The sequence below is a fragment of the Pseudomonas sp. TE3910 genome (assembly GCF_056279025.1).
The window spans coordinates 1,899,337-1,924,191 of sequence record NZ_JBWBQN010000001.1 but is presented as its reverse complement, the minus strand read 5'-3'; the positions used below and the strand labels follow the sequence as shown (position 1 = coordinate 1,924,191).

Genomic DNA, 24,855 nt, shown 5'->3' with positions numbered 1-24,855 from the left:
GCTTACCGATAGCGCATCGCTCTGGTAAAATGCGCCGCCTTATCCGTTTGCAGGCAGCACCGTGGCATTTACCTGGGTCGACTGGGCGATCATCGCGATTATCGCCATTTCCTCGCTGATCAGTTTGAAGCGCGGCTTTGTCAAAGAAGCCTTGTCGCTGCTTACCTGGATCATCGCCGGGGCTGTGGCCTGGATGTTTGGCGGCGGTGTATCGCAATACCTGGAAAGCTATATCCAGACGCCGTCGGCCCGCGTCATCGCCGGCTGCGCCATTCTTTTCGTCGCCACCTTGCTGGTGGGGGCAATGATCAACTTTATTATCGGCGAGCTGATTCGTGTCACCGGGTTGTCCGGGACCGATCGTTTCCTCGGCATGGCCTTCGGCGCCGCGCGGGGTGGCTTGCTGGTTGTCGTGGCGGTCGGGCTGCTGAGCCTGGGGCCGGTACAACAGGATCCGTGGTGGCAGGAGTCCCGGCTTTTGCCACAATTTCTATTGGTCGCTGACTGGTCGAAAAACCTTATTCTGGGGTTTACCAGCCAGTGGCTCGCCAGCGGGATCAGCGCACCGGTTGATCTCCCGTTCAAGGAGCAGCTCCTGGGGCCCAAGACGCCTTGAGTGCTGTTCAGTCCAGTTTCATTAAGTAGGGGTTGCGTCGCATGTGTGGCATCGTCGGTATCGTCGGTAAGTCGAACGTCAATCAGGCGCTGTATGACGCGCTAACCGTCCTCCAGCACCGCGGCCAGGACGCTGCCGGTATTGTGACCAGCCATGATGGCCGGTTATTTCTGCGCAAGGACAATGGCCTGGTGCGTGATGTGTTCCAGCAGCGCCACATGCAGCGCCTGGTGGGGCATATGGGTATTGGTCATGTGCGCTACCCGACTGCGGGCAGCTCGACCTCGGCCGAGGCTCAGCCGTTCTATGTCAACTCGCCGTACGGCATTACGCTGGCGCACAACGGTAACCTGACCAACGTCGAACAGTTGGCCAAGGAAATCTACGAATCCGATCTGCGTCATGTCAACACCAGTTCCGATTCGGAAGTGCTGCTGAACGTCTTCGCACATGAGTTGGCGGTGCGTGGCAAGTTGCAGCCGACTGAAGAAGACGTCTTCGCTGCCGTCACCGACGTTCACAATCGCTGCCGTGGTGGCTACGCCGTAGTGGCCATGATCACCGGTTACGGGATTGTCGGCTTCCGCGACCCGAACGCCATCCGTCCGATCGTCTTCGGTCAGCGTCATACCGACGAAGGCGTCGAGTACATGATCGCCTCCGAAAGCGTTTCGCTGGACGTACTGGGTTTCACCCTGATTCGTGACCTGGCGCCGGGCGAAGCGGTATACATCACCGAAGATGGCCAGTTGCACACCCGTCAGTGCGCGACCAATCCGAAATACTCGCCGTGCATTTTCGAGCACGTTTACCTGGCGCGTCCTGACTCGATCATCGACGGCGTTTCGGTCTACAAGGCTCGCCTGCGCATGGGTGAGAAGCTCGCCGAGAAGATCCAGCGCGAGCGCCCGAATCACGATATCGATGTGGTCATCCCGATTCCCGACACCAGCCGTACCGCTGCGCTGGAGCTGGCCAACCACCTGGGCGTCAAGTTCCGCGAAGGTTTCGTCAAGAACCGCTACATCGGTCGTACCTTCATCATGCCTGGCCAGGCCGCGCGCAAGAAGTCGGTTCGGCAGAAGCTCAACGCCATCGAGCTCGAGTTCCGTGGCAAGAACGTCATGCTGGTCGATGACTCGATCGTGCGCGGCACCACCTGCAAGCAGATCATTCAGATGGCCCGTGAAGCGGGTGCGAAGAATGTCTACTTCTGCTCGGCGGCGCCAGCGGTACGTTACCCTAACGTCTACGGCATCGACATGCCGAGCGCTCATGAGCTGATCGCACACAACCGCACCACTCAGGACGTCGCTGACCTGATCGGCGCCGACTGGCTGGTCTACCAGGACCTGTCGGACCTGATCGACGCAGTGGGCGGCGGCAAGATCAAGATCGAGAATTTCGACTGCGCGGTGTTCGATGGCCAGTACGTGACCGGCGATATCGACGAAGCCTACCTCGAGAAGATCGAGCAGGCGCGTAACGACGCCTCCAAGGTCAAGAATCAAGCGGTCAGCGCGATCATCGACCTCTACAACAACTGAGTGGGAGCAGCGGCATGACACAGGAATGGGATGCCGGGCGCCTCGACAGCGACCTTGAAGGGGTTGCGTTCGATACCCTGGCCGTACGTGCCGGTCAGCATCGCACGCCGGAAGGTGAACACAGCGATCCGCTGTTCTTCACCTCCAGCTATGTGTTCCGTACGGCGGCTGATGCCGCCGCGCGGTTCGCGGGTGATGTGCCGGGCAACGTCTATTCGCGCTACACCAACCCGACCGTTCGGGCTTTCGAGGAGCGCATCGCCGCCCTTGAAGGCGCCGAGCAGGCGGTTGCGACGTCGACGGGTATGTCGGCCATTCTCTCTACGGTGATGGCCCTGTGCAGCGCTGGCGATCATGTGCTGGTGTCGCAGAGTGTGTTCGGTTCGACCATCAGCCTGTTCGAGAAGTACTTCAAGCGCTTCGGTGTGCAGGTTGACTATGTGCCGTTGACGGATCTGGCTGCCTGGGAATCGGCGATCAAGGCCAATACCAAGCTGCTGTTCGTCGAGTCGCCGTCTAACCCGCTGGCCGAGTTGGTGGATATCGCCGCGTTGGCCAGCGTGGCCCATGCCAAGGGCGCGCAACTGGTGGTCGACAACTGCTTCAGCACGCCGGCCTTGCAGCAGCCGCTGAAGCTGGGCGCCGACATTGTCGTGCACTCGGCGACCAAGTTCATCGACGGCCAGGGTCGTTGCATGGGCGGTGTGGTTGCAGGTCGCGCCGAGCAGATGAAGGAAGTGGTGGGTTTTCTGCGTACGGCAGGCCCGTCGCTGAGCCCCTTCAATGCCTGGATCTTCCTCAAGGGCCTGGAAACCCTCAACCTGCGGATGCGTGCCCATTGTGCCAACGCACAGGCACTGGCCGAATGGCTGGAGCAGCAGGATGGCATCGAGAAGGTTCACTATGCCGGGCTCAAGAGCCATCCGCAGCATGAACTGGCCGAGCGTCAGATGAAGGGCTTCGGTGCGGTGGTGAGCTTTGAGGTCAAGGGCGGCAAGGAAGGAGCCTGGCGCTTCATCGATGCCACCCGCTTGATTTCGATCACCGCGAACCTGGGCGACAGCAAGACCACCATCACGCACCCGGGCACCACCTCGCACGGCCGTCTGTCGCCGCAGGAGCGTGAGGCGGCGGGTATCCGCGACAGTCTGATCCGTGTTGCGGTCGGCCTGGAAGATGTGGCTGACCTCAAGGCCGATCTGGCCCGCGGGTTGGCGGCGCTGTGATCGACTGGTCAACCCCCGAAAGCAGCCATAACGGTCGTGTCGCACTGGTCACCGGTGCGGCACGGGGGATTGGCCTTGGCATTGCTGCCTGGCTGATCTGTGAAGGCTGGCAGGTGGTGCTGACCGACCTTGACCGTGCGCGTGGCTCCATGGCCGCCAAAGTGCTGGGTGACAATGCCTGGTTCGTTGCCATGGATGTCGCGGATGAGGCCCAGGTCGCCGTCGGTGTGGCCGAGGTGCTGGGCCAGTTCGGCCGGCTTGATGCACTGGTGTGCAATGCCGCCATTGCCGACCCTCACAACACGACCCTGGAAAGCCTCAGCCTTGCGCACTGGAACCGTGTGCTGGCGGTCAACCTGGGTGGGCCGATGCTGCTGGCCAAGCATTGTGCGCCTTACCTGCGTGCGCATTGTGGCGCTATCGTGAACCTGGCTTCGACCCGGGCGGCGCAGTCCGAGCCTGATACCGAAGCCTATGCCGCGAGCAAGGGCGGTTTGCTGGCCTTGACCCACGCCCTGGCGGTGAGCCTTGGCCCGGAGATCCGGGTCAATGCCGTCAGCCCGGGCTGGATCGATGCCCGTGACCCCTCCCAGCGCCGTGCCGAACCGCTGACTGAATCCGACCATGCTCAGCACCCGGCGGGCAGGGTAGGGACGGTAGAGGATGTGGCGGCTATGGTGGCCTGGCTGTTGTCGAAGAATTCCGGCTTTGTTACTGGGCAGGAGTTCGTGGTCGACGGTGGCATGACCAAGAAGATGATTTACCAGTAACAGGTTTTACGCTGGGCGCTTCATGAGGTACACGGCGGTTTCTGCTTTTGCGGGCAGCTTGTCGCTTAAGGGTGAAGCAACTTTTTTGCGGTTTTTTAAAAAAACTTCAACAGGGGTATTGACTTAGGTTCGATACCTGCGTAAATTTCGCCACCTCAGCGAAGCACACGGGTGATTAGCTCAGCCGGGAGAGCATCTGCCTTACAAGCAGAGGGTCGGCGGTTCGATCCCGTCATCACCCACCACTTCCTGAGATGTTCCTGACCCAGGCGCTTTTGAAAGAAGGCACCTAATTGAGAGGAACAGGACGCAAGTCCATATGCGCAGCGGTAGTTCAGTCGGTTAGAATACCGGCCTGTCACGCCGGGGGTCGCGGGTTCGAGTCCCGTCCGCTGCGCCACTTTTCTCCAGATCGGTTTAACAGCCGGTTTGAGGTCGGAAGGTACCGAAACCTTCAGGCCAGATCCCAGTTTCAAACGGACGAAAGTCTGTGCGATACGCAGCGGTAGTTCAGTCGGTTAGAATACCGGCCTGTCACGCCGGGGGTCGCGGGTTCGAGTCCCGTCCGCTGCGCCATATCCGCTTCGAGGCCCTTGAACTCCTCGAAGCAACAGAGAAAGCGACCTTAGGGTCGCTTTTTTTGTTTGGGTCACTGCTTCAATCTCGAAAGGGGCTTCCGGGCAATTTACCGCCCAATCTTGCCTCGACACTTCAGTGATGCGCCGATGTGTAGCACAATAGGCGCCGAACGTTCTCCCCAGGATTTGCAATGTCAAAGTCAACCGTCTTCGGTGCGCTCGGGCTGGCCCTAGTGCTGGCGGGTGTTTCCGGCTGCTCCTCGAAAAAAGCCGCCATTTACGAACACGAGAATTTCGACGATTCGGGCACCTTCTCGCGCAGCTTTCCGGTGAGCGAAGCCGGTTCGTGCGAAGCTGCGCGGCGTGCCTTGCTCAGTCAGGGCTACATCATCACTACCAGCAGTGCTGGTCAGGTCACGGGTAACAAGAGTTTCCAGCAGACTGGCGACACTCATATGCAGATCAGCTTCAACGTGGTCTGTGCGGCTGACAACAGCAGCGCCAAGCGCTCAACCATGTTCGCCAACGCCCTGCAAGACCGTTATGCGCTGAAAAAATCCAATACCTCGGCCAGTCTTGGTGTCGGTGTGCTGGGTTCGGTGTCGATGCCGATTGGCTCTACCGACGACTCGATGGTCAAGGTGGCCAGCGAGACCGTAACCTCGGCCAAGTTCTATGAGCGCTACTTCGCGCTGGTTGAGAGCTTCTTGCCCAAAGAACAGAAGAAGCCACAGAAGAAGGCGACTGAGCCAGAGAAGGCGCCAGAGCACGCACCAGAGCCGGCGCCTGCGGCTGCTCCAGCCGTTGAACTGGGTGTGCCGGAAAGCAACCCGGCGTCGGCCCCGACTCAGGCCCCGACTCCGCCAGCTGCAGCCAGCGTGCCTGAACCTGCTCCCTTGGCGCCTGCACCCGCTGCGCCGCCCGCCGCGCCATCTGCCACGCCGGTAGTCGATGACGGTGCAGCTTCGAAGCCTGTTGCCCCTCCGGTTGAGGCCGCGCCAATCACGGTTCAGGAGGTGCCTGCCGCTCCGCTCGCGCCTGCACTCAGTGAGCCGACACCTGCGGTCAACCCTACGGTGAGTGCGGAGCAACCGGTTCAGTAGGCGGCGCGGATAAATCGTCCGGCGTCTGCTACGTTTATTTCAAACAGCGGTCTTGTCATTTTTTCGTCACTGCGCAACTTTAAGGTGAATGACGAATCAATGAGATGAATGAGAAAAACGGAGCAGATAATGGACGACTATCAAGAAGAGCTTCTCGACTACAACGCCTACGAACTCGATCTGCCAGAGCCTGCAGATGACGCTACAGAGCTCTAGGTGGTGCGCCGCTGACTGCGACGGAAGTCGCCAGGGGTAACCCCGCTCCAACGCTTGAATGCACGCTGGAAGGCCTCTGCCGAAGCAAATCCCAACAGGTAGGCGATCTCGCCAAAGGCCAGCTCCGTATCGCGGATGTAGGCCATCGCCAGGTCGCGCCGCGTGTCGTTCAGAATCGTTCGGAACTGCGTGCCTTCCTCAGCCAGTTTGCGTCGTAGCGTCCAGGTCGGAAGCTGCAGACGGTTGGCGATTTCTTCCAGGTCCGGCTCATGCCCACCGCTGAGCAGCGGCCCCAGCAGTTGCACGATGCGCTCGCTGAGGCTGCGAATGCGCGTGCGCTGTTCCAGTTCAAGTTCGCACAACTGCAACAGGTGCTGCCAGGTGCTGGGGCAGTGGGTGCTGTTGCGCAACTCCAACTGGTTACGGTTCAGGCGTAGCTGGTTGGTCTCGGCAGCAAAATGAACCGGCGTCAGGCACAACCCCTGATACTGCTCGGCATAAGCTGGGGCCTCGAATTCGATATCGATACGTTCGGCGTGTAGCGGCATGCCCGCCACGCTCGACAGTTGCGCCAGCCAGCCCGCCAGGAGTGAGTCGACCACGAAGCGGTTGTAGGCGTTGTATGGGCTGATCGAGTAGAAGCGCAGCCAGGCACCTTGCGGGTCTTCATGAAACGTCGACTGACCGCGGTAGTTGGCGGCATACAGGGGTTCAAAGCGCAGCAGGGTGCGAGCGGCTTCGCCGACGGTGGGCGCCTGGGCTGCGGTCACCCCGGCAAGGCCTGTCTGGCTCAGGCGGCTCAGGCGGCCCATGTGCAGGCCCAGGGCCGGGTTGCCCGTGAGGGTGATGGCGGCATGGCCCAGGTGCATGTAGCGCGGTATCGACAGCCGGGCACCTGGCTCGGCCAGGCGCGCCGGCTCCAGGCCATAGTGCGCAAGCAGAGGCGCGGGGTCGTGGCCGAGGTAGCGGACGGTTTCCTCCAGGCTCTGTACGAACCCTACCGAAAGATCTCCCAGGCGTACCCGTGGACGAGGCATCGTCTTACAGCCAGAGGTTGAGCAGGCGCGCGCCAGGTTTGGCGCTGACACTAAAGTTCTGGCCGTTACGGCTGGCAAAGCCCTCGCCGTCGGTGCTGACTTCCCAGAAGCGCCCCTGCAGGAACACGCTCATGCTCGCCTGTTCGCGGCCTTTGTTGGCAAGTATCAGACGCTGCCAGGCTTCGCCCTCGCTCACTTCACCGGGTTTGAGTGGCAGTTGTGTCGCCAGCGGCTGATGGCGGTTGCCACGCCAGGGCGCGCGCCAGCCATGCTTGACGCCGATGAAGGCCGGGTTGGCGATCACCTGCACCGCCTGTTGCTCAAGCTGGCGGTAGTTGTCCGGGTACCAGCTGTCACTGCCCACCAGGACGCCCAGGCGTCCTGCCGGCGTCTCGAGTACTTGCAAGGGTTGTGCGCCGGCATGAATGAAGCGGCGTACGCCGTTGTCCGGGTGTTTTTGGCGTACTGGTTGGCCCAGTATTGAGCCGTCATTGGCGAACACCAGGCTGCTGTTGTACAGGGCACCTGAGCCCACCCGCAGAGTGCCGCCGTCTACATACGGCTCGGGCAGGACGATGGAACCTGCTACGAGGGTGATGTCGAACTCGCGTGCCAGGCCGCCGAACAGTTGCTGGTAGTCGCTCGCCATCTGGGCCGCCTTCATGCGCAAGTGTGCGTCAGCGCGGCGGTCATCCCCTGTGGCGCCAAGCATCGCCAGCCCATAGCGCAACGGGTTGCTCAACTCCAGCCACTGCCGGGCCTGATCAAGGTGGGTGACCTGGTACATCTCGCTCTTTTCGCCAAGCGCCCAAAGCCAGGTGCCGATGTGTTCGGGCAGGATGACAACGGTTTTACGGCTGATCAGGCCCTGCTCACGTGCGTGCTGCAAGTAAGCCGCCAGCTTCAGGTGCAAGCGTTGCAGGCTTTGGTAGTCACCGGGGAACAGCTCAGGCTCGATACCGAGCAGGTTGCCCTGGTTCGCGGGGATGCCCTGGTTCAGTGTCAGTTCGACACGCAGGTCGGACAGGTAATGGCCGGCGGGACGTTGTTCTGTCCATAGCCCGTAGCCGCAAAGCATGGTGATGACAACCAGGGCGAGAGCCCCGAGCAGGAGTTTTTGCATGAGGCGGGCAAGGCCGACTGAGGATTTAAGCCGTTAGGGTAGTCGTGCTGCGCGGTTGGATCAATAAGTTGTCACTTTCGGTCATTGAGCGACGGGTAACAGCTCTTTAATGTCGACCTCAGATAACTGACGGGTTCCACCTCCGGGTGAGAGGCCTGCATTCCGTGATTAACGCTTGTTGTGGAGTACGTTATGGCCGCTGCCCAATACCCGCATCTGTTGGCTCCGCTGGACCTGGGGTTCACCACGTTGCGCAACCGCACCCTGATGGGCTCGATGCACACCGGCCTTGAAGAAAGACCGGGTGGTTTTGAGCGCATGGCGGCCTATTTTGCCGAGCGCGCCCGGGGTGGGGTGGGGCTGATGGTGACCGGCGGTATTGGCCCGAACGAAGAAGGGGGCGTGTATGCCGGTGCGGCCAAGCTGAGCACGCCGGAGGAAGCCCGGAAGCACCGTATCGTGACTCAGGCGGTGCATGAAGCCGGTGGCAAGATCTGCCTGCAGATCCTTCATGCCGGGCGTTATGCCTACAGCCCCAAGCAGGTCGCACCCAGTGCCATTCAGGCACCGATCAACCCGTTCAAGCCCAAGGAGCTGGACGAGGAGGGGATCGAGAAACAGATCCGGGACTTCGTAACCTGTGCAACGCTGGCACAGAGCGCCGACTACGATGGCGTCGAGATCATGGGCTCGGAAGGTTATTTCATTAACCAGTTCCTCGCCGCCCATACCAACCATCGTACTGACCGCTGGGGTGGCAGTTACGAGAACCGCATGCGTCTGGCGGTGGAGATCGTTCGTCGGGTGCGTGAAGCGGTCGGGCCGAACTTCATCATCATCTTCCGCCTGTCGATGCTCGACCTGATCGAGGGGGGCAGCGATTGGGACGAAATCGTGCAGTTGGCCAAAGCCATCGAGCAGGCTGGCGCCACGCTGATCAACACCGGTATCGGTTGGCACGAAGCGCGTATTCCGACCATTGCCACCAAGGTACCGCGTGCCGCCTTCAGCAAGGTCACCGCCAAGTTGCGCGGTTCGGTGAAGATTCCGCTGATCACCACCAACCGTATCAATACCCCGGAAATCGCTGAGCAGATCCTCGCTGAGGGCGATGCCGACATGGTCTCCATGGCGCGTCCGTTCCTGGCGGACCCGGAGTTCGTCAACAAGGCCGCTGCCGGTCGTGCTGACGAAATCAACACCTGCATTGGCTGCAACCAGGCGTGTCTGGATCACACCTTTGGCGGCAAGCTGACCAGTTGCCTGGTCAACCCGCGTGCCTGTCATGAAACAGAGCTCAACTACCTGCCGACCCGCCTGTTGAAGAAAATTGCGGTGGTCGGTGCAGGTCCGGCGGGCCTGGCGGCTGCCACGGTGGCTGCAGAGCGGGGGCATCAGGTCACCCTGTTCGACTCGGCCAGTGAAATTGGCGGCCAGTTCAATGTGGCCAAGCGTGTGCCGGGCAAGGAAGAGTTCTATGAGACCCTGCGCTACTTCAAGCGCAAGCTGCAGACCACCGGTGTCGAGGTTTGCCTTGAGCAGCGCATGAGTGTCGAGCAACTGCTCAAGGGCGGCTACGATGAGGTCATTCTCGCTACCGGTATCGCACCGCGTCTGCCGGCTATTCCCGGTATCGGGCACCCTAAGGTGTTGAGCTATCTGGATGTCTTGCTGGCGCGCAAGCCGGTAGGCCAGCGCGTGGCGGTCATCGGTGCCGGCGGGATCGGCTTTGATGTGTCCGAGTTCCTGGTTCACCAGGGAGTAGCGACCAGCCAGGACCGTGAGGCCTTCTGGAAGGAGTGGGGCATCGATACCACCTTGCAGGCCCGTGGTGGCGTTGCCGGGATACGTCCACAACCGCATGCGCCGGCCCGTCAGGTGTTTCTGTTGCAGCGCAAGAAATCCAAGGTGGGTGACGGTCTGGGCAAGACCACCGGCTGGATTCATCGCACGGGTTTGAAAAACAAGCAGGTGCAGATGCTTAACAGTGTCGAATACCTGAGTATCGACGATGAAGGGCTGCATATCCGTATTGGCGAGGGCGAGCCGCAGGTTCTACCGGTCGACAACGTGGTTATCTGTGCTGGTCAGGATCCGCTGCGTGAGCTGTACGATGGCTTGCACGCCGCCGGTCAGTCGGTGCACCTGATCGGTGGTGCCGATGTTGCGGCCGAGCTGGATGCCAAGCGCGCAATCAATCAGGGTTCACGGCTGGCTGCCGAACTCTGATGCGGCAGGTACGGCGGGGTGCGCTAGACTGCGCTTCCCGCCCTGTACCGAGTTTGTTGTCGGAATGTTCGATTCACTTCCCTTGGCCCCACTCCAGCCGCTGTCACTGCCCTGGTTGAGCCGTGCCGGTGTTGAAGCGGCGGTGCTGCGCCTTGACCTCATCGACCCGCTGATCAGCGGCAACAAGTGGTTCAAACTGCTGGAGCACCTGCGTGAGGCCCGTGCTGCCGGGGCTCCTGGCGTCATCAGCCTCGGTGGCGCGCATTCCAATCACCTTCATGCACTCGCGGCGGCAGGCCTGCGCTTTGGTTTCGCTACTGTCGGGTTGCTGCGCGGTCATCCGCAGGACACACCGACGGTCCGTGACCTGCGCGCCTTCGGCATGGAGCTGCACTGGCTGGGTTATGGCGGCTATCGGGCGCGGCATGAACCGGGCTTCTGGACACCTTGGCACGCCCGCTACCCTGGCTGGCATTGTGTACCGGAAGGTGGCGGTGGTGCGTTGGGGGTCAAAGGGTGTGCGCAGATTGTAGAGCAGGCGCGATGTCAGCTTTCGGCACTGGGTTGGCCTGACTACGATGGTTGGTGGTTGGCGGTCGGGACCGGTACCACATTGGCCGGTCTGGTGGCGGCTGAAACAGGCGCGCACTGGGTGCAGGGTGCTTTGGCGGTGCCCGGGGATCATGGTGTTGCCGCACAGGTCGATGGGCTGCTGGGAGCATGCCGGGCAGGTTACGTGCTGCACGACGCCAGCCGCGCAGGTTTTGCCAGGGTCGATGCAGAACTGTTGGCGTTCATTGAGGCGAGCGAAGTGCAGTCGGGCCTTCCCCTGGAGCCGCTGTACACGGGGAAAGCCCTGCTCGCCTTGCGCGAGCAGGTGGAACAGGGCGCCTTCGCGCCCGGCACGCGGCTGATATTCCTGCACACCGGTGGCCTGCAAGGCCGTCGGGGGCTGGTTTAGTCGCCTTTTGGCAGCATGCGCCGCAGCGTGTTGTCGCGGCTGACATAGTGGTGATACAGCCCAGCCAGGGCGTGCAGGCCGATCAGCCAGTAGCCCAGCGAGGCAATCAGCTCATGCCAGCCCTTGATCTGCTTGCCCAGGTCTGGATCTGGCGCAATCAAGGCGGGCAGGTTGAAGCCATAGAAGGGGATCGGTTTGTCGCTGGCGCTGAGAATCAGCCAGCCGGCCACAGGCAAGCCGATCATCATCGCGTACAGCGCCCAATGCATCAGTGTGGCCAGGCCGCGCTGCCAGGCCGGTGGGTTAGGTTCGATACGGGGTGTCGGGCTGATGACGCGCAGCAACAGGCGCAGCCAGACCAGCACAAAGACACTCAGGCCGAGCATGAAGTGCAGGTCTTTCATCAGGGCGCGCTCGGCGCTGTCCTTGGGGAACATACCCCGTAGCTCGATACAGGCGTACACCGCTGCCAGCAGTATCAGCATCAGCCAGTGAAGGGCAATCGACAGACTGCCGTAGCGGTCCCGGGTGTTGGTTAGCGTCATATGAGCTCCTCGTTATCAGGTCGTATTTCGCGCTCTTGCTTGGCGCTGGGCATTAACTGTAATTGTTTGTTTCAGAGATCATAGGAGAAATAGCAGCAAAATTTCGTTAGTGACCAAACGAACACTCGTTAAAATCCGCCGTCTTTTCCCCTCTACTTTCTGCAAGGCTGTTGTCTCATGCTGATGGCGTCATTGATCTTCCTGCTGACCATCACCCTGGTGATCTGGCAACCCAAGGGCCTCGGTGTCGGCTGGAGCGCGACGTTCGGGGCGTTGTTGGCGCTGATCAGCGGTGTGGTGCACTGGAGCGATATTCCGGTGGTCTGGCAGATCATCTGGAACGCTACCGGTACCTTCATTGCGTTGATCATCATCAGCCTGCTCCTTGATGCAGCGGGGTTCTTCGCCTGGGCGGCCCTGCATGTGGCGCGTTGGGGGCGTGGCAGCGGGCGGCGGCTGTTCGCTTACATCGTGTTGCTGGGGGCGCTGGTGTCGGCACTGTTTGCCAACGACGGCGCAGCGCTGATCCTTACACCTATCGTCGTTGCCATGTTACTGGCCTTGCGTTTCTCGCCAGCGGCGACTCTGGCATTCGTCATGGCTGCGGGCTTCGTGGCCGACACCGCCAGCTTGCCATTGGTCGTGTCTAACTTGGTGAACATCGTTTCTGCGGATTTCTTCGGCATCGGCTTCAACCGTTATGCCGCCGTCATGTTGCCGGTGAACCTGGTCAGCGTGGCGGCGCCACCCTGGGTATCCTGATGTGGTTCTTTCGACGTGACATTCCGCGCGATTACGACCCGTTGCAACTGGATCGGCCACGCAGTGCGATTCAAGACCCGGCCACCTTTGTGGCCGGCTGGCTGGTGTTGTTGATCTTGCTGCTGGGGTGTTTTGCCCTGGAGCCGCTCGGCATTCCCATCAGCGCGATCTCGGCGGTGTGTGCGGCTGTCTTGCTGCTGGTCGCCGCCCGCGGCCACACCATTTCCACACGCAAGGTCCTCAAGGAAGCCCCGTGGCATATCGTGATCTTCTCGCTGGGCATGTACCTGGTGGTGTATGGCTTGCGTAATGCCGGGTTGACCGGGCAACTGGCCACCTGGCTCGACACGTTCGCCCGCTCCGGTGTCTGGGGGGCGGCACTGGGCACCGGGCTGCTCAGCGCCGTCCTGTCGTCGATCATGAACAACTTGCCGACCGTACTGATTGGCGCCTTGTCCATCGACGCCAGCCAGGCCACTGGGGTCGTCAAGGAAGCGATGGTCTATGCCAATGTGATTGGCAGTGACCTGGGGCCGAAAATTACCCCGATCGGCAGCCTAGCGACCCTGCTCTGGCTGCATGTGCTGCAGCGTAAAGGGGTGCACATTGGCTGGGGCTACTACTTCAAGGTCGGCATCGTGCTCACCGTGCCGGTGCTGCTACTCACCCTGATGGCGCTGGCACTGCGTTTGACGGTTGTCTAGACGGCGCCAAGGGTGTGTGTCAGCCGGGCAGATTCGGCCAGGTATCCGCCACCAGAAACACGCGCTCGGCTTCTTCCCAATCGCCGGGCCCGGTTTCCACCAGCCTTACCATGAGTTGCGCAGGGGCCATTGGATCGAGGGCGCTTAGCCAGGTCTGCAGGTGCTCGGCCGTCCAGGTCTGTTCAGTCGGGTAGCGCGCCGGTGCCAGCCAGGCATGGCGCGGCAGGTGTTGCCAGCGGCCGGTCGGGCTCTGCGCAAAGAAAGCCGGCCAGTCGCGTTGGTGCAGCCAGCGACCCTTGAGGTGCTCGGGGTGGGCCCCGCGTGGTGATGCGGCATGACCCGGCCAAGGGTAGAGCAGGTAACCGCCCAGCCATAGGTGTGCGCTGAGCTGCGCGATGTCCAGCGCCGCCAAGGCTTCGCGGCTCTCGGCGCGGGCCGAGATGGGAAGCTGGTGCTGTGCCAGATGGGCCAGTTTAAGATCAAGGCGGTCATGACAGCCGGGGCCAAGCCACTGCGCCGGATCGCTGCCGTCGCCTGCCTGTGGTCCGAGGTAGAGTTTGATGGCCAACTCCAGGTGATGTACCCCGTCGCGGTCACGCAGGAGGATATCCAGTTCGCCCAGCGTGTGCCCACCGTCACGGATCGGCAGGTTGGCGGCCAGCAGTTCGATCCCGGGGGCATGATGCAGGGCAAACTGCCAAAGGCGTTCGTAGTACAGGCCCAGTCGACGGTTGGCGGCCTGTGCCAGCCAAAGCAGCAGTGCGCTGCTGTCCTGGTCCAGGCGCTGCAGCCATTGGCTCAGGTGCGTCGGTTGCTGTACCCAGTCACTGCCCTGCAGCGGGTGGCGTTGAGGCCACGGCGTGGCGCTGAGCATGGGCGGGGCCAGGATGACCCAGGCCAGATCACGCACTTGCGCTTGGCGCAGTTGGCGGGGCAGGTCGGTCAGGTCAGGAAATGGGTTCATTCTGCGAGCATAGCCCTGATGCCCGCTGCAGTGCGAAAAAACGCCAGCGTTTGCCGCTGCACAGCGCTTTCGCCCATAATCGGTGTCTTTCGCCCACTGGCCATTTCACCCGCCGCAGAGCCTTGCAGGAGCCCCATGGAGCATTTTCGCAATATCGGTATCATCGGTCGCCTTGGCAGTTCCCAGGTACTCGATACCATTCGCCGACTGAAAAAATTCCTGTTGGCGCGGCATCTGCACGTCATCCTTGAGGACACCATCGCCGAAGTGCTGCCAGGTCACGGCCTGCAAACTTCGTCGCGCAAGCTGCTTGGCGAAGTCTGCGACATGGTCATCGTGGTCGGTGGCGATGGCAGCCTGCTGGGCGCTGCCCGGGCCTTGGCCCGTCACAACATTCCGGTATTGGGGATCAACCGCGGCAGCCTGGGTTTTCTCACCGATATCCGGCCCGATGAGCTGGAGGTGAAGGTCGCCGAAGTGCTTGATGGCCATTACCTGGTGGAAAACCGCTTCCTGCTTCAGGCCGAAGTCCGTCGGCATGGCGAGGCCATTGGCCAGGGCGATGCACTGAACGACGTGGTGCTGCATCCGGGCAAGTCGACACGCATGATCGAGTTCGAGATCTACATCGATGGGCAGTTTGTCTGCAGCCAGAAGGCCGACGGCCTGATCGTGGCCACCCCGACCGGCTCGACCGCCTATGCGCTGTCGGCGGGCGGGCCGATCATGCACCCCAAGCTCGACGCTATCGTCATTGTGCCGATGTACCCGCACACGCTGTCCGGGCGACCGATCGTGGTCGATGGCAACAGCGAGCTGAAGATCGTCGTGTCCAAGGACCTGCAGATTTACCCGCAGGTTTCCTGTGACGGCCAGAACCACTTTACCTGCGCCCCGGGCGACACCATCACGGTGAACAAAAAGCCGCAAAAGCTGCGCTTGATTCACCCGCTGGACCACAATTACTACGAGGTGTGCAGAACCAAACTCGGCTGGGGCAGCCGTTTGGGTGGTGGAGGCGACTGATGCTCGATCCCGCGCGCAGTTACGATCTGATCGGTGATGTACATGGGTGCGCCCAAACCCTTGAACACCTGCTGGAAACCCTTGGCTACAGACGCCTGGGAGGGGTCTGGCGGCATTCGCAGCGTCAGGCACTGTTTCTGGGCGACATCATTGACCGTGGGCCACGGATCCGCGAGGCGCTGCACCTTGTTCATGACATGGTCGAGGCCGGTCAGGCCCGGTGCATCATGGGCAACCACGAATTCAGCGCGCTGGGCTGGAGCACGCCGGCCTTGCCGGGTAGTGGCAAGACCTATGTGCGTGAACACACCCCACGTCATGCCCACCTGATTGACGCAACACTCACCCAGTTCGCCCAGCATCCTGGTGACTGGCACGATTTCCTCGGTTGGTTCTATGAGCTGCCGTTGTTCCTCGATGCCGGGCGTTTCCGCCTGGTTCACGCTTGTTGGGACGCCAACCTGATCGAGCCGCTGCGCCAGGAGCGTCCGAACGGTTGTATCGACGAGCGTTTTGTCCAGGCGTCGGCGGTGTCCGACAGCTTTGCCTCTGTCGTATGCAATCGCCTGTTGCGGGGTACCGACATGCGCTTGCCGGGCGGCTTGACCCTGACCGGTGGCGATGGCCTGACCCGAGCATTTTTCCGGACCAAGTTCTGGGAAGAAGACCCGCAGACCTACGGCGACATCGTTTTCCAACCCGATGCCTTGCCCGAGCAGGTTGCCAGCACGCCACTGACCCACACGCAGAAAAGTAACCTGCTGCGCTACGGTGAGGACGAGCCTATGCTGTTCGTCGGCCATTACTGGCGCAGCGGCAAGCCCGCGCCGATTCGCCCCAACCTGGCTTGCCTGGACTACAGCGCCGTACTGTACGGCAAGCTGGTGGCCTATAGGCTGGACAATGAAACCCGGCTCGATCCGCACAAGTTCGTCTGGGTCGATGTCGAGCGGCCGGAGGCCAATGTATGAGCGTGGTGAATGTGGTCGAGGTGCTGCGCTTGCCGTTGAGCATCGACCTGAGCGGGTTCATCGGCCTGCTGAGGCGCCTGCAGGTGCCTCACCGGGTCAGTGAGGAGGGCGGCGAGCAGGTGTTATGGGTCAGCGAGCCGCTGGCGGGCGAGGTGCTGGCGTTGTATCAGCGCTTCCCTGAAGGCAATGCTGAGTTTGCCGCCGAGTCTTTACCGAACAGTGAACCGACACGCCCCGGCTTTATCGATCAGCTTCGCGCGAGCAAGGCGACAACGGCGATCTTGCTGCTATGCCTGGTGGTGGCGGGCTTGACCGGCCTGGGTGACAACCTCTCGACCTTGAGCTGGCTGACGTTTCTCGATTTCACCGTGCACGGTGACTACCTGTACTTCACACCGCTGGCCGAGAGCCTGGCCGCTGGCCAATGGTGGCGCCTGGCAACACCGATGCTGGTGCATTTCGGCCTATTGCACCTGGCCATGAACGGTATGTGGTTTTGGGAGCTGGGCCGCCGTATCGAGTGGCGCCAGGGCGCTTGGGTCATGCTCGGCCTGACGCTGTTGTTTGGCGTGGTGTCCAACGCTGCGCAGTACCTGTTCGGTGGGCCGAGCCTGTTTGGCGGTTTGTCCGGGGTGCTTTACGGCCTGCTGGGGTATATCTGGTTGTACCAGTGGCTCGCGCCCAACCCGCTCTATCGCATGCCGCGCGGGGTGTTGGTCATGATGTTGATCTGGCTGTTGCTGTGCCTGTCCGGCCTTGTCAGTTTGCTCGGCTTCGGCCAGATCGCCAACGCCGCCCATGTCGGTGGGTTATTGGTCGGTTGTCTGAGCGGGCTCTTGGGCGGGGCGCTGGCCCGGCGTAAACTGACGACTTGATTTTGGGAGACGCTATGTCCACTTTTTCGCAAATGATCGAAAACATTACCCCGGAAATCTACGAGAGCCTGAAGCTCGCCGTGGAAATCGGTAAATGGTCCGACGGGCGCAAGCTCACCGCCGAGCAGAAAGAACTGTCGTTGCAGGCCGTCATTGCCTGGGAAATGCAGAACCTGCCGGAAGAGCAGCGCACCGGCTACATGGGCCCGCAGGAATGCGCGTCGAAGTCGGCACCGGTGCCGAACATTCTGTTCAAGTCGGATGCGCTCCATTGATCGAGCTCGGTCGCGGATCCATCAGCAAAATGTCGGCGCGTCTTGAGACGCCCCTGGTTCAGTACGCGTTTCGTCTTGGCGACAGCGAAGTACCGGTCAACCCCTTGTTGGGAACCACCGTGCGCCTCGAGTACCTGGGGGCAATTCACTGCATCCATTGCGGGCGCAAGACCAAGACCAGTTTCAGCCAGGGTTACTGTTACCCCTGCATGAGCAAGCTGGCCCAGTGCGACGTCTGCATCATGGCCCCGGAGAAGTGTCACTACGACCAGGGCACCTGCCGCGAGCCGGCCTGGGGCGAACGGTTCTGCATGACGGATCATATCGTCTACCTGGCCAACTCGTCCGGGCTCAAGGTCGGCATCACCCGAGCCAGCCAGTTGCCCACCCGCTGGCTCGATCAGGGCGCCAGCCAGGCGCTGCCGATCATGCGTGTGGCCACGCGGCAACAGTCAGGGTTGGTCGAGGACCTGTTCCGCGCCCATGTACCGGACCGTACCAACTGGCGTGCGTTGCTCAAGGGCGATGCCGAGGCGGTGGACCTGGTCGCCGTGCGCGATCAACTGTTCGAGCAGTGCGCCGAGGGCCTCCAGGCACTGCACGCACGCTTTGGCCTGCAGGCCATTCAACCGTTGTCAGATGCTCAAACCGTCGACATTCGCTATCCGGTCGAGGCCTATCCGAGCAAGATCGTCAGCTTCAACCTGGACAAGAATCCCCTGGCTGAAGGCACGCTGCTGGGCATCAAGGGCCAGTACCTGATCTTCGACACCGGCGTGATCAATATTCGCAAATACACGGCCTATCAACTCGCCGTGCATCAGTAAAAGGATCGCCACATGCGTACCGAACAGCCGCAAGTGATTTACCTCAAGGACTATCAGGCTCCCGAATACCTGATCGACGAGACCCACCTGACCTTCGAGTTGTTCGAGGACCACACATTGGTCCACGCGCAGTTGGTCATGCGCCGCAACCCGGCGCGGGGCGCTGGCTTGCCACCGTTGGTGCTGGATGGCCAGCAGTTGGAACTGCTGTCGGTACAGCTCGACGACCGCGAACTGAGCGCTACCGAGTATGAGCTGAACGACAGTCACCTGACCCTGCAGCCGACGGCGGCGCGCTTCACCCTCGACACCTCGGTCAAGATCCATCCGGAAAGCAACACCGCGCTGGAAGGCCTGTACAAGTCGAGCGGCATGTTCTGCACCCAGTGCGAAGCCGAGGGCTTTCGCAAGATCACCTATTACCTCGACCGTCCGGACGTCATGAGCAAATTCACCACCACGGTGATTGCCGAGCAGCATAGCTACCCGGTGCTGCTGTCCAACGGTAACCCGGTCGGCACCGGGCCTGGCGAAGACGGTCGGCATTGGGCGACCTGGGAAGACCCGTTCATGAAGCCGGCCTACCTGTTTGCGCTGGTGGCGGGCGACCTGTGGTGTGTCGAAGACACGTTCACTCGCCAGTCGGGGCGTGACGTCACCCTGCGTATCTATGTCGAGCCGGAAAACATCGACAAGTGCCAGCACGCCATGACCAGCCTGAAGAAGTCCATGCGCTGGGATGAAGAGGTCTATGGGCGTGAGTACGACCTGGACATCTTCATGATCGTTGCGGTCAACGACTTCAACATGGGCGCTATGGAAAACAAGGGCCTGAACATCTTCAACTCCAGTTGCGTACTGGCCCGCGCCGAAACCGCCACCGACGCTGCGCACCAGCGTGTCGAGGCGGTGGTCGCCCACGAATACTTCCACAACTGGTCGGGCAACCGCGTGACCTGCCGTGACTGGTTCCAGTTGTCGCTCAAGGAAGGCTTCACGGTGTTCCGCGATGCCGAGTTCTCGGCTGACATGAACTCGCGTACGGTCAAGCGTATCGAAGACGTGGCCTACCTGCGTACCCACCAGTTTGCCGAAGATGCCGGCCCTATGGCTCACGCCGTGCGCCCGGACAGCTTCATCGAAATTTCCAACTTCTACACCCTGACCGTGTACGAGAAGGGCTCGGAAGTGGTGCGCATGGTGCGTACCCTGTTGGGCGTTGAAGGCTTCCGCAAGGGCAGTGACCTGTACTTCGAGCGTCATGACGGCCAGGCGGTCACCTGTGACGACTTCATCAAGGCCATGGAAGATGCCAACGGCGTCGACCTGAGCCAGTTCAAACGCTGGTACAGCCAGGCTGGCACGCCACGCCTGGCGGTCAGCGATGCCTATGACAGCGCAGCGCAGACCTACAGCCTGACCTTCCGGCAGAGTTATCCACAAACCCCGGACAAACAGGAAAAGCAGCCCTTCGTCATTCCTGTAGAGCTGGGCCTGCTTGATGCCCAGGGCAATGACTTGCCACTGCGTCTGCTCGGTGAGGCGGCGGCCGAGGGCACCACCCGCGTACTGTCAGTTACCGAGGCTGAACAAACCTTCACCTTTGTCGATGTGGCGGCCAAGCCACTGCCGTCATTGCTGCGTGGCTTCAGCGCACCGGTCAAGCTGAGCTTCCCCTATGACCGCGACCAATTGATGTTCCTGATGCAGCATGACAGCGACGGCTTCAACCGTTGGGAAGCCGGCCAGCAGTTGTCGGTGCAGGTCCTGCAAGAGCTGATCGAACAGTACAAACAGGGCGCCAAGCTGGTACTCGACCCGCGCCTGGTAACTGCACTGGGCAGCGTCCTGAGCAATGATCAACTGGATCAGGCGATGGTCGCTGAAATGCTTTCGCTGCCCAGCGAGGCCTACCTCACTGAAATCAGTGAAGTGGCGGATGTCGATGCTATCCATGCGGCCCGCGAATTCGCCCGCAAACAACTGTCCGAGCAGTTGTTCGACGCACTGTGGGCCCGTTACCAAGCCAATCGCGCGGTGTCGCGCACGACCGCGTATGTGGCCGAAGCCGAGCATTTTGCCCGTCGCAGCCTGCAGAACATCGTGTTGTCCTACCTGATGCTCAGTGGCAAACCACAGGTGCTGGAAGCGACCCTGGAGCAGTTCGACGCGTGTGACAACATGACAGAGCGTTTGACCGCGCTGGCCGTGTTGGTCAACTCGTCGTTCGAGGCCGAGCGGGCCAAGGCGCTGGAGACGTTCGCCGACCACTTCAAGGACAATCCGTTGGTGATGGACCAGTGGTTCAGCGTCCAGGCGGCCAGCACCTTGCCGGGCGGTTTGGCGCGAGTCAAAGCACTGATGCAGCATCCGGCCTTCACGATGAAGAATCCGAACAAGGTGCGCGCCCTTATTGGTGCGTTTGCCGGGCAGAACCTGGTCAACTTCCATGCGGCAGACGGTTCCGGCTACCGCTTCCTGGCGGACCTGGTGATTGAACTCAATGCACTCAACCCGCAGATCGCCTCGCGGCAACTGGCACCGCTGACTCGCTGGCGCAAGTACGACGCTGCGCGTCAGGCGCTGATGAAGGGTGAGTTGGAGCGCATTCTTGCCTCCGGCGCGCTGTCCACTGATGTCTATGAAGTGGTCAGCAAAAGCCTGGCTTGATCGGGTTTTTGACACGCTTGTCGGCGTCTGCTTTCGCTGATGCCGTCGCCGGCAAGTTGGCGCCCACAGGGCTACACAAGGCCCTGTGGGCGTTGGCTTGCCAACGATGCAGGCGCCACGCGCCCGCAGCCTCCTTTCCCGCGCTTAACAAAAGATAACGTCTTGTTCGTTGTCAGCCCTTTCTAAACCCCGATAGGATGGTTCTCAGCTATTGCGGGGCTCTGGAACAGGGTTTTTGGCTGTGCCCGCAACTGGATTTGACCCAAATAACAATTAAATCGGGGGAGAGATCTATGGGTGAGCCCGTCATGGCGCGCACCGGGTATGGTGCAGGACAAGGGCGCAGGGGGCCGACCGTGTTGGTTGGCAGCAGCCTTCTGGCGTTGGCCCTGGGCATGTTTGCCAATGCTATCGAGGCGGCGCAGGCGCAGGAGTCTGCAGCCTCGGCAACGGTCTACGCCATTGAGTCCGATAAGGCCGCTCGCAGTCTGTTGCTTGACGTCACCAAGGCCGGCGCCCGGCTGGTAGCGGTTGGTGACCGTGGCCACATCCTTTTCTCCGATGACCAGGGGCAGACCTGGACCCAGGCACGGGTGCCCACCCGGCAGATGCTCACTGCGGTTTACTTTGCCGATGCCCTCCATGGCTGGGCGGTAGGCCATGATGCGCAGATCCTCGCCAGCAGTGACGGCGGCGCGACCTGGAGCAAGCAATTCGAAGACCTCAAGCGTGAAGCGCCCTTGCTGGATGTGTGGTTCCAGGACGCGCAGCACGGTTTTGCTGTGGGGGCTTATGGGGCTCTGCTTGAAACCGTTGATGGCGGCGCAGCCTGGCAAGAGGTCAGCGACCGTCTGGATAACGAAGATCAACTGCACCTCAATGGCGTCGCGGCGGTGAAGGATGCAGGGCTGTTCATCGTTGGAGAGCAGGGCGTGATGTTCCGCTCAGCCGACGCTGGGCAAACCTGGAACCGGGTGGAAGGGCCCTACCAGGGCTCGTTGTTCGGTGTGGTCGGTACGGCGCAAGCACGCACGCTGCTGGCCTATGGCTTGCGCGGCAACCTGTTCCGCTCCACCGACTTTGGCGACACCTGGCAAACCATTCCCCTGCATGCCGAACGCGGGCAGTTGGAGTTCGGCTTGTCCAGCGCGACCCTTCTGGACGATGGCAGCCTGGTGCTGGTCGGTAATGGCGGTAGCGTCCTGCGCAGCACCGACGATGGTGCAAGCTTCAGTGTCTATAACCGGGCCGATCGTATCGCGCTGGCGGCTGCCAGCGCAGTCACGGATGGAAAGCTGATTCTGGTAGGCCAGGGCGGCGTCCATGTTGCCACGTCATCTGGCGCTGAGAGGGTACAACCATGACCAGTCGGGAATCGTTCGGCACCCACCAGCACCATCACGACAAGGCGTCGGTTCTTGAACGCCTGATTTTCAACAACCGGCCTGCTGTCATCTTCATCTGCCTGGTCGTCAGCCTGTTCCTGTTCTGGCAGGCCACCTTGATCCGCCCCTCGACCAGCTTCGAGAAAATGATCCCGCTTGAGCATCCGTTTATCGAGAAAATGCTCGAGCACCGTAACGACCTGGCCAACCTTGGCAATACGGTGCGTATCTCGGTGGAGGCAGTCGATGGCGATATCTTCGACAAGCACTACATGGAAACCCTGCGTCAGATCCATGATGAGGTGTTCTACATTCCCGGTGTCGATCGTTCTGCGCTCAAGTCGTTGTGGAGCCCGAACGTTCGCTGGACCGAGGTGACCGAAGAAGGTTTTGCCGGTGGCGAGGTCATTCCGAAGACCTACGATGGTTCCGCCGACAGCCTGGATGAACTGCGCAGCAACGTGCTCAAGTCCGGGCAGATAGGCCGTCTGGTGGCCAACAACTTCAAGTCCAGCATTGTCGATGTACCGCTGCTGGAGTCCTACCCCGACCCGCAGGACCAGGGCAAGCAGATCAAGCTGGATTACCAGCAGTTCTCCCATCAGCTGGAAGAGAAGATCCGCGACAAGTTCCAGGCACAGAACCCCAATGTAAAAATCCACATCGTCGGTTTCGCCAAGAAGGTTGGTGACCTGATCGATGGCCTGATGATGGTCGCGATGTTCTTCGGCATCGCCCTGGCCATCACCTGGGTGCTGCTGTACTGGTTTACCTGGTGTATCCGTAGCACCATCGCCGTGCTGATCACCACCCTGGTGGCGGTAGTCTGGCAGTTGGGCTTGATGCACGCGGTGGGCTTTGGCCTTGATCCGTACTCGATGCTGGTGCCGTTTCTGATCTTCGCCATCGGCATTTCCCATGGGGTGCAGAAGATCAACGGTATCGCCTTGCAGTCCAGCAATGCCGACAATGCCCTGACCGCTGCACGGCGAACCTTCCGCCAACTGTTCTTGCCGGGGATGATTGCCATCCTGGCCGACGCGGTGGGCTTCATCACCCTGCTGATCATCGATATCGGGGTGATCCGCGAGTTGGCCATTGGTGCCTCCATCGGTGTGGCGGTGATCGTCTTTACCAACCTGATCCTGCTGCCGGTGGCGATCTCCTATGTCGGCATCAGCAAGAAGGCTATCGAGCGCAGCAAGCGCGATGCCACGCGTGAGCACCCGTTCTGGCGGCTGCTGTCCGGTTTTGCCAGTGCCAAGGTAGCGCCTGTGTCAGTGGTGCTGGCGCTGTTCGCGTTCGGTGGTGGCCTCTGGTACAGCCAGAACCTGAAGATCGGTGACCTCGACCAGGGAGCGCCTGAACTACGCCCGGACTCGCGCTATAACCTGGACAACCGTTTCATCATCAGTAACTACTCGACCAGCTCGGATGTGCTGGTGATCATGGTCAAGACGCCATCCGAAGGCTGCTCGGTCTATTCGACCATGGCGCCGATCGATGAGTTGATGTGGACCATGGAAAACACCCCGGGCGTGCAATCGGCGATTTCACTGGTGACGGTGTCCAAGCAGGTCATCAAGGGCATGAACGAGGGCAACCTCAAATGGGAGACCTTGTCGCGCAACCCGGATGTGCTGAACAGTTCGATCTCCCGTGCCGATGGCTTGTACAACAGCGACTGTTCGCTGGCCCCGGTGCTGGTGTTCCTCAACGATCACAAGGCCGAGACCCTTGATCGCGTGATCAAGGCGGCCCAGACCTTCGCCGATGAACACAACAAGGACGGCCTGGAGTTCCTGCTGGCAGCGGGTAATGCCGGGATCGAGGCCGCGACCAATGACGTGATCAAGTCGGCCGAGCTGACCATCCTGATCCTGGTGTACATCTGCGTGGCCGTGATGTGCATGATCACCTTCCGCTCGTTTGCCGCGACCTTGTGCATCGTGCTGCCGCTGGTGCTGACTTCGGTGCTGGGTAATGCGCTGATGGCCTTCATGGGCATCGGTGTGAAGGTGGCGACCCTGCCTGTGGTGGCGCTGGGGGTGGGTATCGGTGTGGACTACGGCATTTACATCTACAGTCGGCTGGAGAGCTTCCTGCGCGCCGGGCTGCCGCTGCAAGAGGCCTACTATCAAACCCTCAAGTCCACCGGCAAGGCGGTGCTGTTCACCGGCTTGTGCCTGGCCATTGGCGTCGCGACCTGGATCTTCTCGGCAATCAAGTTCCAGGCTGACATGGGCTTGATGCTGACCTTCATGTTGCTCTGGAACATGTTCGGCGCGCATTGTGGTTGTTGCCGGCACTGGCTCGTTTCCTGATCAAGCCAGAGAAACTGGTGGGCAAGGAGGGTGGGTCGATTTTCGCCCACTGATCGCCTCGGTTGAGCGCATCGCCGGCAACGCCGGCCCCTACGGGGGCTTGGGTGCCGGCGATGTTGTT

Annotated in this window: 18 protein-coding genes, 3 tRNA genes and 2 pseudogenes; 19 read left to right on the top strand and 4 right to left on the bottom strand. The window is 61.1% G+C overall.

Features of this window, described 5'->3' with window-relative positions; all coding sequences use genetic code 11:
• Positions 1-61 precede the first annotated feature (61 nt).
• The 8 genes from ACZ9H3_RS08590 to ACZ9H3_RS08555 all read left to right on the top strand — a co-directional run bounded on the left by ACZ9H3_RS08590 (position 62) and on the right by ACZ9H3_RS08555 (position 5,840).
• Positions 62-616, top strand: a complete 555-nt coding sequence (locus tag ACZ9H3_RS08590) for a CvpA family protein (RefSeq protein WP_102053356.1) — start codon at positions 62-64, stop codon at positions 614-616.
• A 41-nt stretch (positions 617-657) separates the two neighbouring features.
• Entirely contained in the window at positions 658-2,163 is a 1,506-nt protein-coding gene (purF, locus tag ACZ9H3_RS08585) for an amidophosphoribosyltransferase (RefSeq protein ID WP_065758565.1), read from the top strand.
• 14 nt (positions 2,164-2,177) lie between these two features.
• Positions 2,178-3,389, top strand: coding sequence for an O-succinylhomoserine sulfhydrylase (locus ACZ9H3_RS08580; protein WP_065758566.1), 1,212 nt, complete (start codon positions 2,178-2,180; stop codon positions 3,387-3,389).
• On the top strand, positions 3,386-4,159 hold the full coding sequence (locus tag ACZ9H3_RS08575) for an SDR family oxidoreductase (protein WP_065758567.1): 774 nt from the start codon (positions 3,386-3,388) through the stop codon (positions 4,157-4,159). The genes ACZ9H3_RS08580 and ACZ9H3_RS08575 overlap by 4 nt, the downstream gene beginning before the upstream one ends.
• 169 nt (positions 4,160-4,328) lie before the next feature.
• Positions 4,329-4,404 (top strand) — tRNA-Val (locus ACZ9H3_RS08570).
• A 78-nt stretch (positions 4,405-4,482) separates the two neighbouring features.
• Positions 4,483-4,559, top strand: a tRNA-Asp gene (locus tag ACZ9H3_RS08565).
• A 99-nt stretch (positions 4,560-4,658) separates the two neighbouring features.
• Positions 4,659-4,735, top strand: a tRNA-Asp gene (locus ACZ9H3_RS08560).
• Positions 4,736-4,928: 193 nt separating this feature from the next.
• Positions 4,929-5,840, top strand: coding sequence for a DUF2242 domain-containing protein (locus ACZ9H3_RS08555; protein WP_476220360.1), 912 nt, complete (start codon positions 4,929-4,931; stop codon positions 5,838-5,840).
• A 212-nt stretch (positions 5,841-6,052) separates the two neighbouring features.
• Here the strand turns inward: ACZ9H3_RS08555 and ACZ9H3_RS08550 are convergent, their stop codons facing one another.
• Complete coding sequence (locus ACZ9H3_RS08550; RefSeq protein WP_476220358.1) at positions 6,053-7,093, bottom strand: AraC family transcriptional regulator; 1,041 nt, start codon at positions 7,091-7,093, stop codon at positions 6,053-6,055.
• A gap of 4 nt (positions 7,094-7,097) precedes the next feature.
• Entirely contained in the window at positions 7,098-8,216 is a 1,119-nt protein-coding gene (locus tag ACZ9H3_RS08545; protein WP_476220356.1) for a carbon-nitrogen hydrolase family protein, read from the bottom strand.
• A gap of 192 nt (positions 8,217-8,408) precedes the next feature.
• On the opposite strand from ACZ9H3_RS08545, the gene ACZ9H3_RS08540 reads away from it, so the two are divergent.
• A complete protein-coding gene (locus ACZ9H3_RS08540) occupies positions 8,409-10,445 on the top strand; it encodes an oxidoreductase (RefSeq protein ID WP_476220354.1) in 2,037 nt (678 codons plus the stop codon).
• Between the two features lie 64 nt (positions 10,446-10,509).
• Positions 10,510-11,406, top strand: a complete 897-nt coding sequence (locus ACZ9H3_RS08535) for a 1-aminocyclopropane-1-carboxylate deaminase/D-cysteine desulfhydrase (RefSeq protein ID WP_476220352.1) — start codon at positions 10,510-10,512, stop codon at positions 11,404-11,406.
• Here the strand turns inward: ACZ9H3_RS08535 and ACZ9H3_RS08530 are convergent.
• Positions 11,403-11,951, bottom strand: coding sequence for a cytochrome b (locus ACZ9H3_RS08530; protein ID WP_102053352.1), 549 nt, complete (start codon positions 11,949-11,951; stop codon positions 11,403-11,405). The genes ACZ9H3_RS08535 and ACZ9H3_RS08530 overlap by 4 nt on opposite strands.
• A 177-nt stretch (positions 11,952-12,128) precedes the next feature.
• On the opposite strand from ACZ9H3_RS08530, the pseudogene ACZ9H3_RS08525 reads away from it, so the two are divergent.
• Positions 12,129-13,417: pseudogene (locus ACZ9H3_RS08525) on the top strand (arsenic transporter).
• A gap of 19 nt (positions 13,418-13,436) precedes the next feature.
• On the opposite strand, the gene ACZ9H3_RS08520 reads toward ACZ9H3_RS08525, so the two are convergent.
• The gene (locus ACZ9H3_RS08520) at positions 13,437-14,381 is read right to left on the bottom strand and encodes a DUF1853 family protein (protein ID WP_476220350.1); all 945 of its coding nucleotides are present in this window, start codon (positions 14,379-14,381) and stop codon (positions 13,437-13,439) included.
• A 135-nt stretch (positions 14,382-14,516) separates the two neighbouring features.
• Between ACZ9H3_RS08520 and ACZ9H3_RS08515 the strand changes: the two genes are divergently transcribed.
• The 8 genes and pseudogenes from ACZ9H3_RS08515 to ACZ9H3_RS08480 all read left to right on the top strand — a co-directional run bounded on the left by ACZ9H3_RS08515 (position 14,517) and on the right by ACZ9H3_RS08480 (position 24,787).
• The gene (locus tag ACZ9H3_RS08515; protein WP_065758576.1) at positions 14,517-15,407 is read left to right on the top strand and encodes an NAD(+) kinase; all 891 of its coding nucleotides are present in this window, start codon (positions 14,517-14,519) and stop codon (positions 15,405-15,407) included.
• Complete coding sequence (locus ACZ9H3_RS08510) at positions 15,407-16,378, top strand: metallophosphoesterase (protein ID WP_102053348.1); 972 nt, start codon at positions 15,407-15,409, stop codon at positions 16,376-16,378. The genes ACZ9H3_RS08515 and ACZ9H3_RS08510 overlap by 1 nt, the downstream gene beginning before the upstream one ends.
• Positions 16,379-16,383: 5 nt before the next feature.
• A complete protein-coding gene (locus ACZ9H3_RS08505; RefSeq protein WP_102053361.1) occupies positions 16,384-17,253 on the top strand; it encodes a rhomboid family intramembrane serine protease in 870 nt (289 codons plus the stop codon).
• Between the two features lie 14 nt (positions 17,254-17,267).
• Positions 17,268-17,528: a YeaC family protein gene (locus ACZ9H3_RS08500; protein WP_065758578.1), complete on the top strand. Its 261-nt coding sequence runs from the start codon at positions 17,268-17,270 to the stop codon at positions 17,526-17,528.
• Positions 17,525-18,355 carry a DUF2797 domain-containing protein gene (locus tag ACZ9H3_RS08495; RefSeq protein ID WP_476220347.1) on the top strand — a complete coding sequence of 277 codons (831 nt, stop codon included), beginning with the start codon at positions 17,525-17,527 and terminating at the stop codon, positions 18,353-18,355. The genes ACZ9H3_RS08500 and ACZ9H3_RS08495 overlap by 4 nt, the downstream gene beginning before the upstream one ends.
• A gap of 12 nt (positions 18,356-18,367) precedes the next feature.
• Positions 18,368-21,025: an aminopeptidase N gene (pepN, locus tag ACZ9H3_RS08490; protein ID WP_476220345.1), complete on the top strand. Its 2,658-nt coding sequence runs from the start codon at positions 18,368-18,370 to the stop codon at positions 21,023-21,025.
• 293 nt (positions 21,026-21,318) lie between these two features.
• Entirely contained in the window at positions 21,319-22,389 is a 1,071-nt protein-coding gene (locus ACZ9H3_RS08485) for a WD40/YVTN/BNR-like repeat-containing protein (protein ID WP_476220343.1), read from the top strand.
• Positions 22,386-24,787: pseudogene (locus tag ACZ9H3_RS08480) on the top strand (efflux RND transporter permease subunit). The gene ACZ9H3_RS08485 and the pseudogene ACZ9H3_RS08480 overlap by 4 nt, the downstream one beginning before the upstream one ends.
• Positions 24,788-24,855 lie beyond the last annotated feature (68 nt).

Excerpts from the sequence above, each read along its gene's own strand:
- purF (WP_065758565.1), top strand. The coding sequence starts at position 658 with ATGTGTGGCATCGTCGGTATCGTCGGTAAGTCGAACGTCAATCAGGCG.
- ACZ9H3_RS08580 (WP_065758566.1), top strand. The coding sequence starts at position 2,178 with ATGACACAGGAATGGGATGCCGGGCGCCTCGACAGCGACCTTGAAGGG.
- ACZ9H3_RS08555 (WP_476220360.1), top strand. The coding sequence starts at position 4,929 with ATGTCAAAGTCAACCGTCTTCGGTGCGCTCGGGCTGGCCCTAGTGCTG.
- ACZ9H3_RS08550 (WP_476220358.1), bottom strand. The coding sequence starts at position 7,093 with ATGCCTCGTCCACGGGTACGCCTGGGAGATCTTTCGGTAGGGTTCGTA.
- ACZ9H3_RS08545 (WP_476220356.1), bottom strand. The coding sequence starts at position 8,216 with ATGCAAAAACTCCTGCTCGGGGCTCTCGCCCTGGTTGTCATCACCATG.
- ACZ9H3_RS08540 (WP_476220354.1), top strand. The coding sequence starts at position 8,409 with ATGGCCGCTGCCCAATACCCGCATCTGTTGGCTCCGCTGGACCTGGGG.
- ACZ9H3_RS08535 (WP_476220352.1), top strand. The coding sequence starts at position 10,510 with ATGTTCGATTCACTTCCCTTGGCCCCACTCCAGCCGCTGTCACTGCCC.
- ACZ9H3_RS08530 (WP_102053352.1), bottom strand. The coding sequence starts at position 11,951 with ATGACGCTAACCAACACCCGGGACCGCTACGGCAGTCTGTCGATTGCC.
- ACZ9H3_RS08520 (WP_476220350.1), bottom strand. The coding sequence starts at position 14,381 with ATGAACCCATTTCCTGACCTGACCGACCTGCCCCGCCAACTGCGCCAA.
- ACZ9H3_RS08515 (WP_065758576.1), top strand. The coding sequence starts at position 14,517 with ATGGAGCATTTTCGCAATATCGGTATCATCGGTCGCCTTGGCAGTTCC.
- ACZ9H3_RS08510 (WP_102053348.1), top strand. The coding sequence starts at position 15,407 with ATGCTCGATCCCGCGCGCAGTTACGATCTGATCGGTGATGTACATGGG.
- ACZ9H3_RS08500 (WP_065758578.1), top strand. The coding sequence starts at position 17,268 with ATGTCCACTTTTTCGCAAATGATCGAAAACATTACCCCGGAAATCTAC.
- pepN (WP_476220345.1), top strand. The coding sequence starts at position 18,368 with ATGCGTACCGAACAGCCGCAAGTGATTTACCTCAAGGACTATCAGGCT.
- ACZ9H3_RS08485 (WP_476220343.1), top strand. The coding sequence starts at position 21,319 with ATGGGTGAGCCCGTCATGGCGCGCACCGGGTATGGTGCAGGACAAGGG.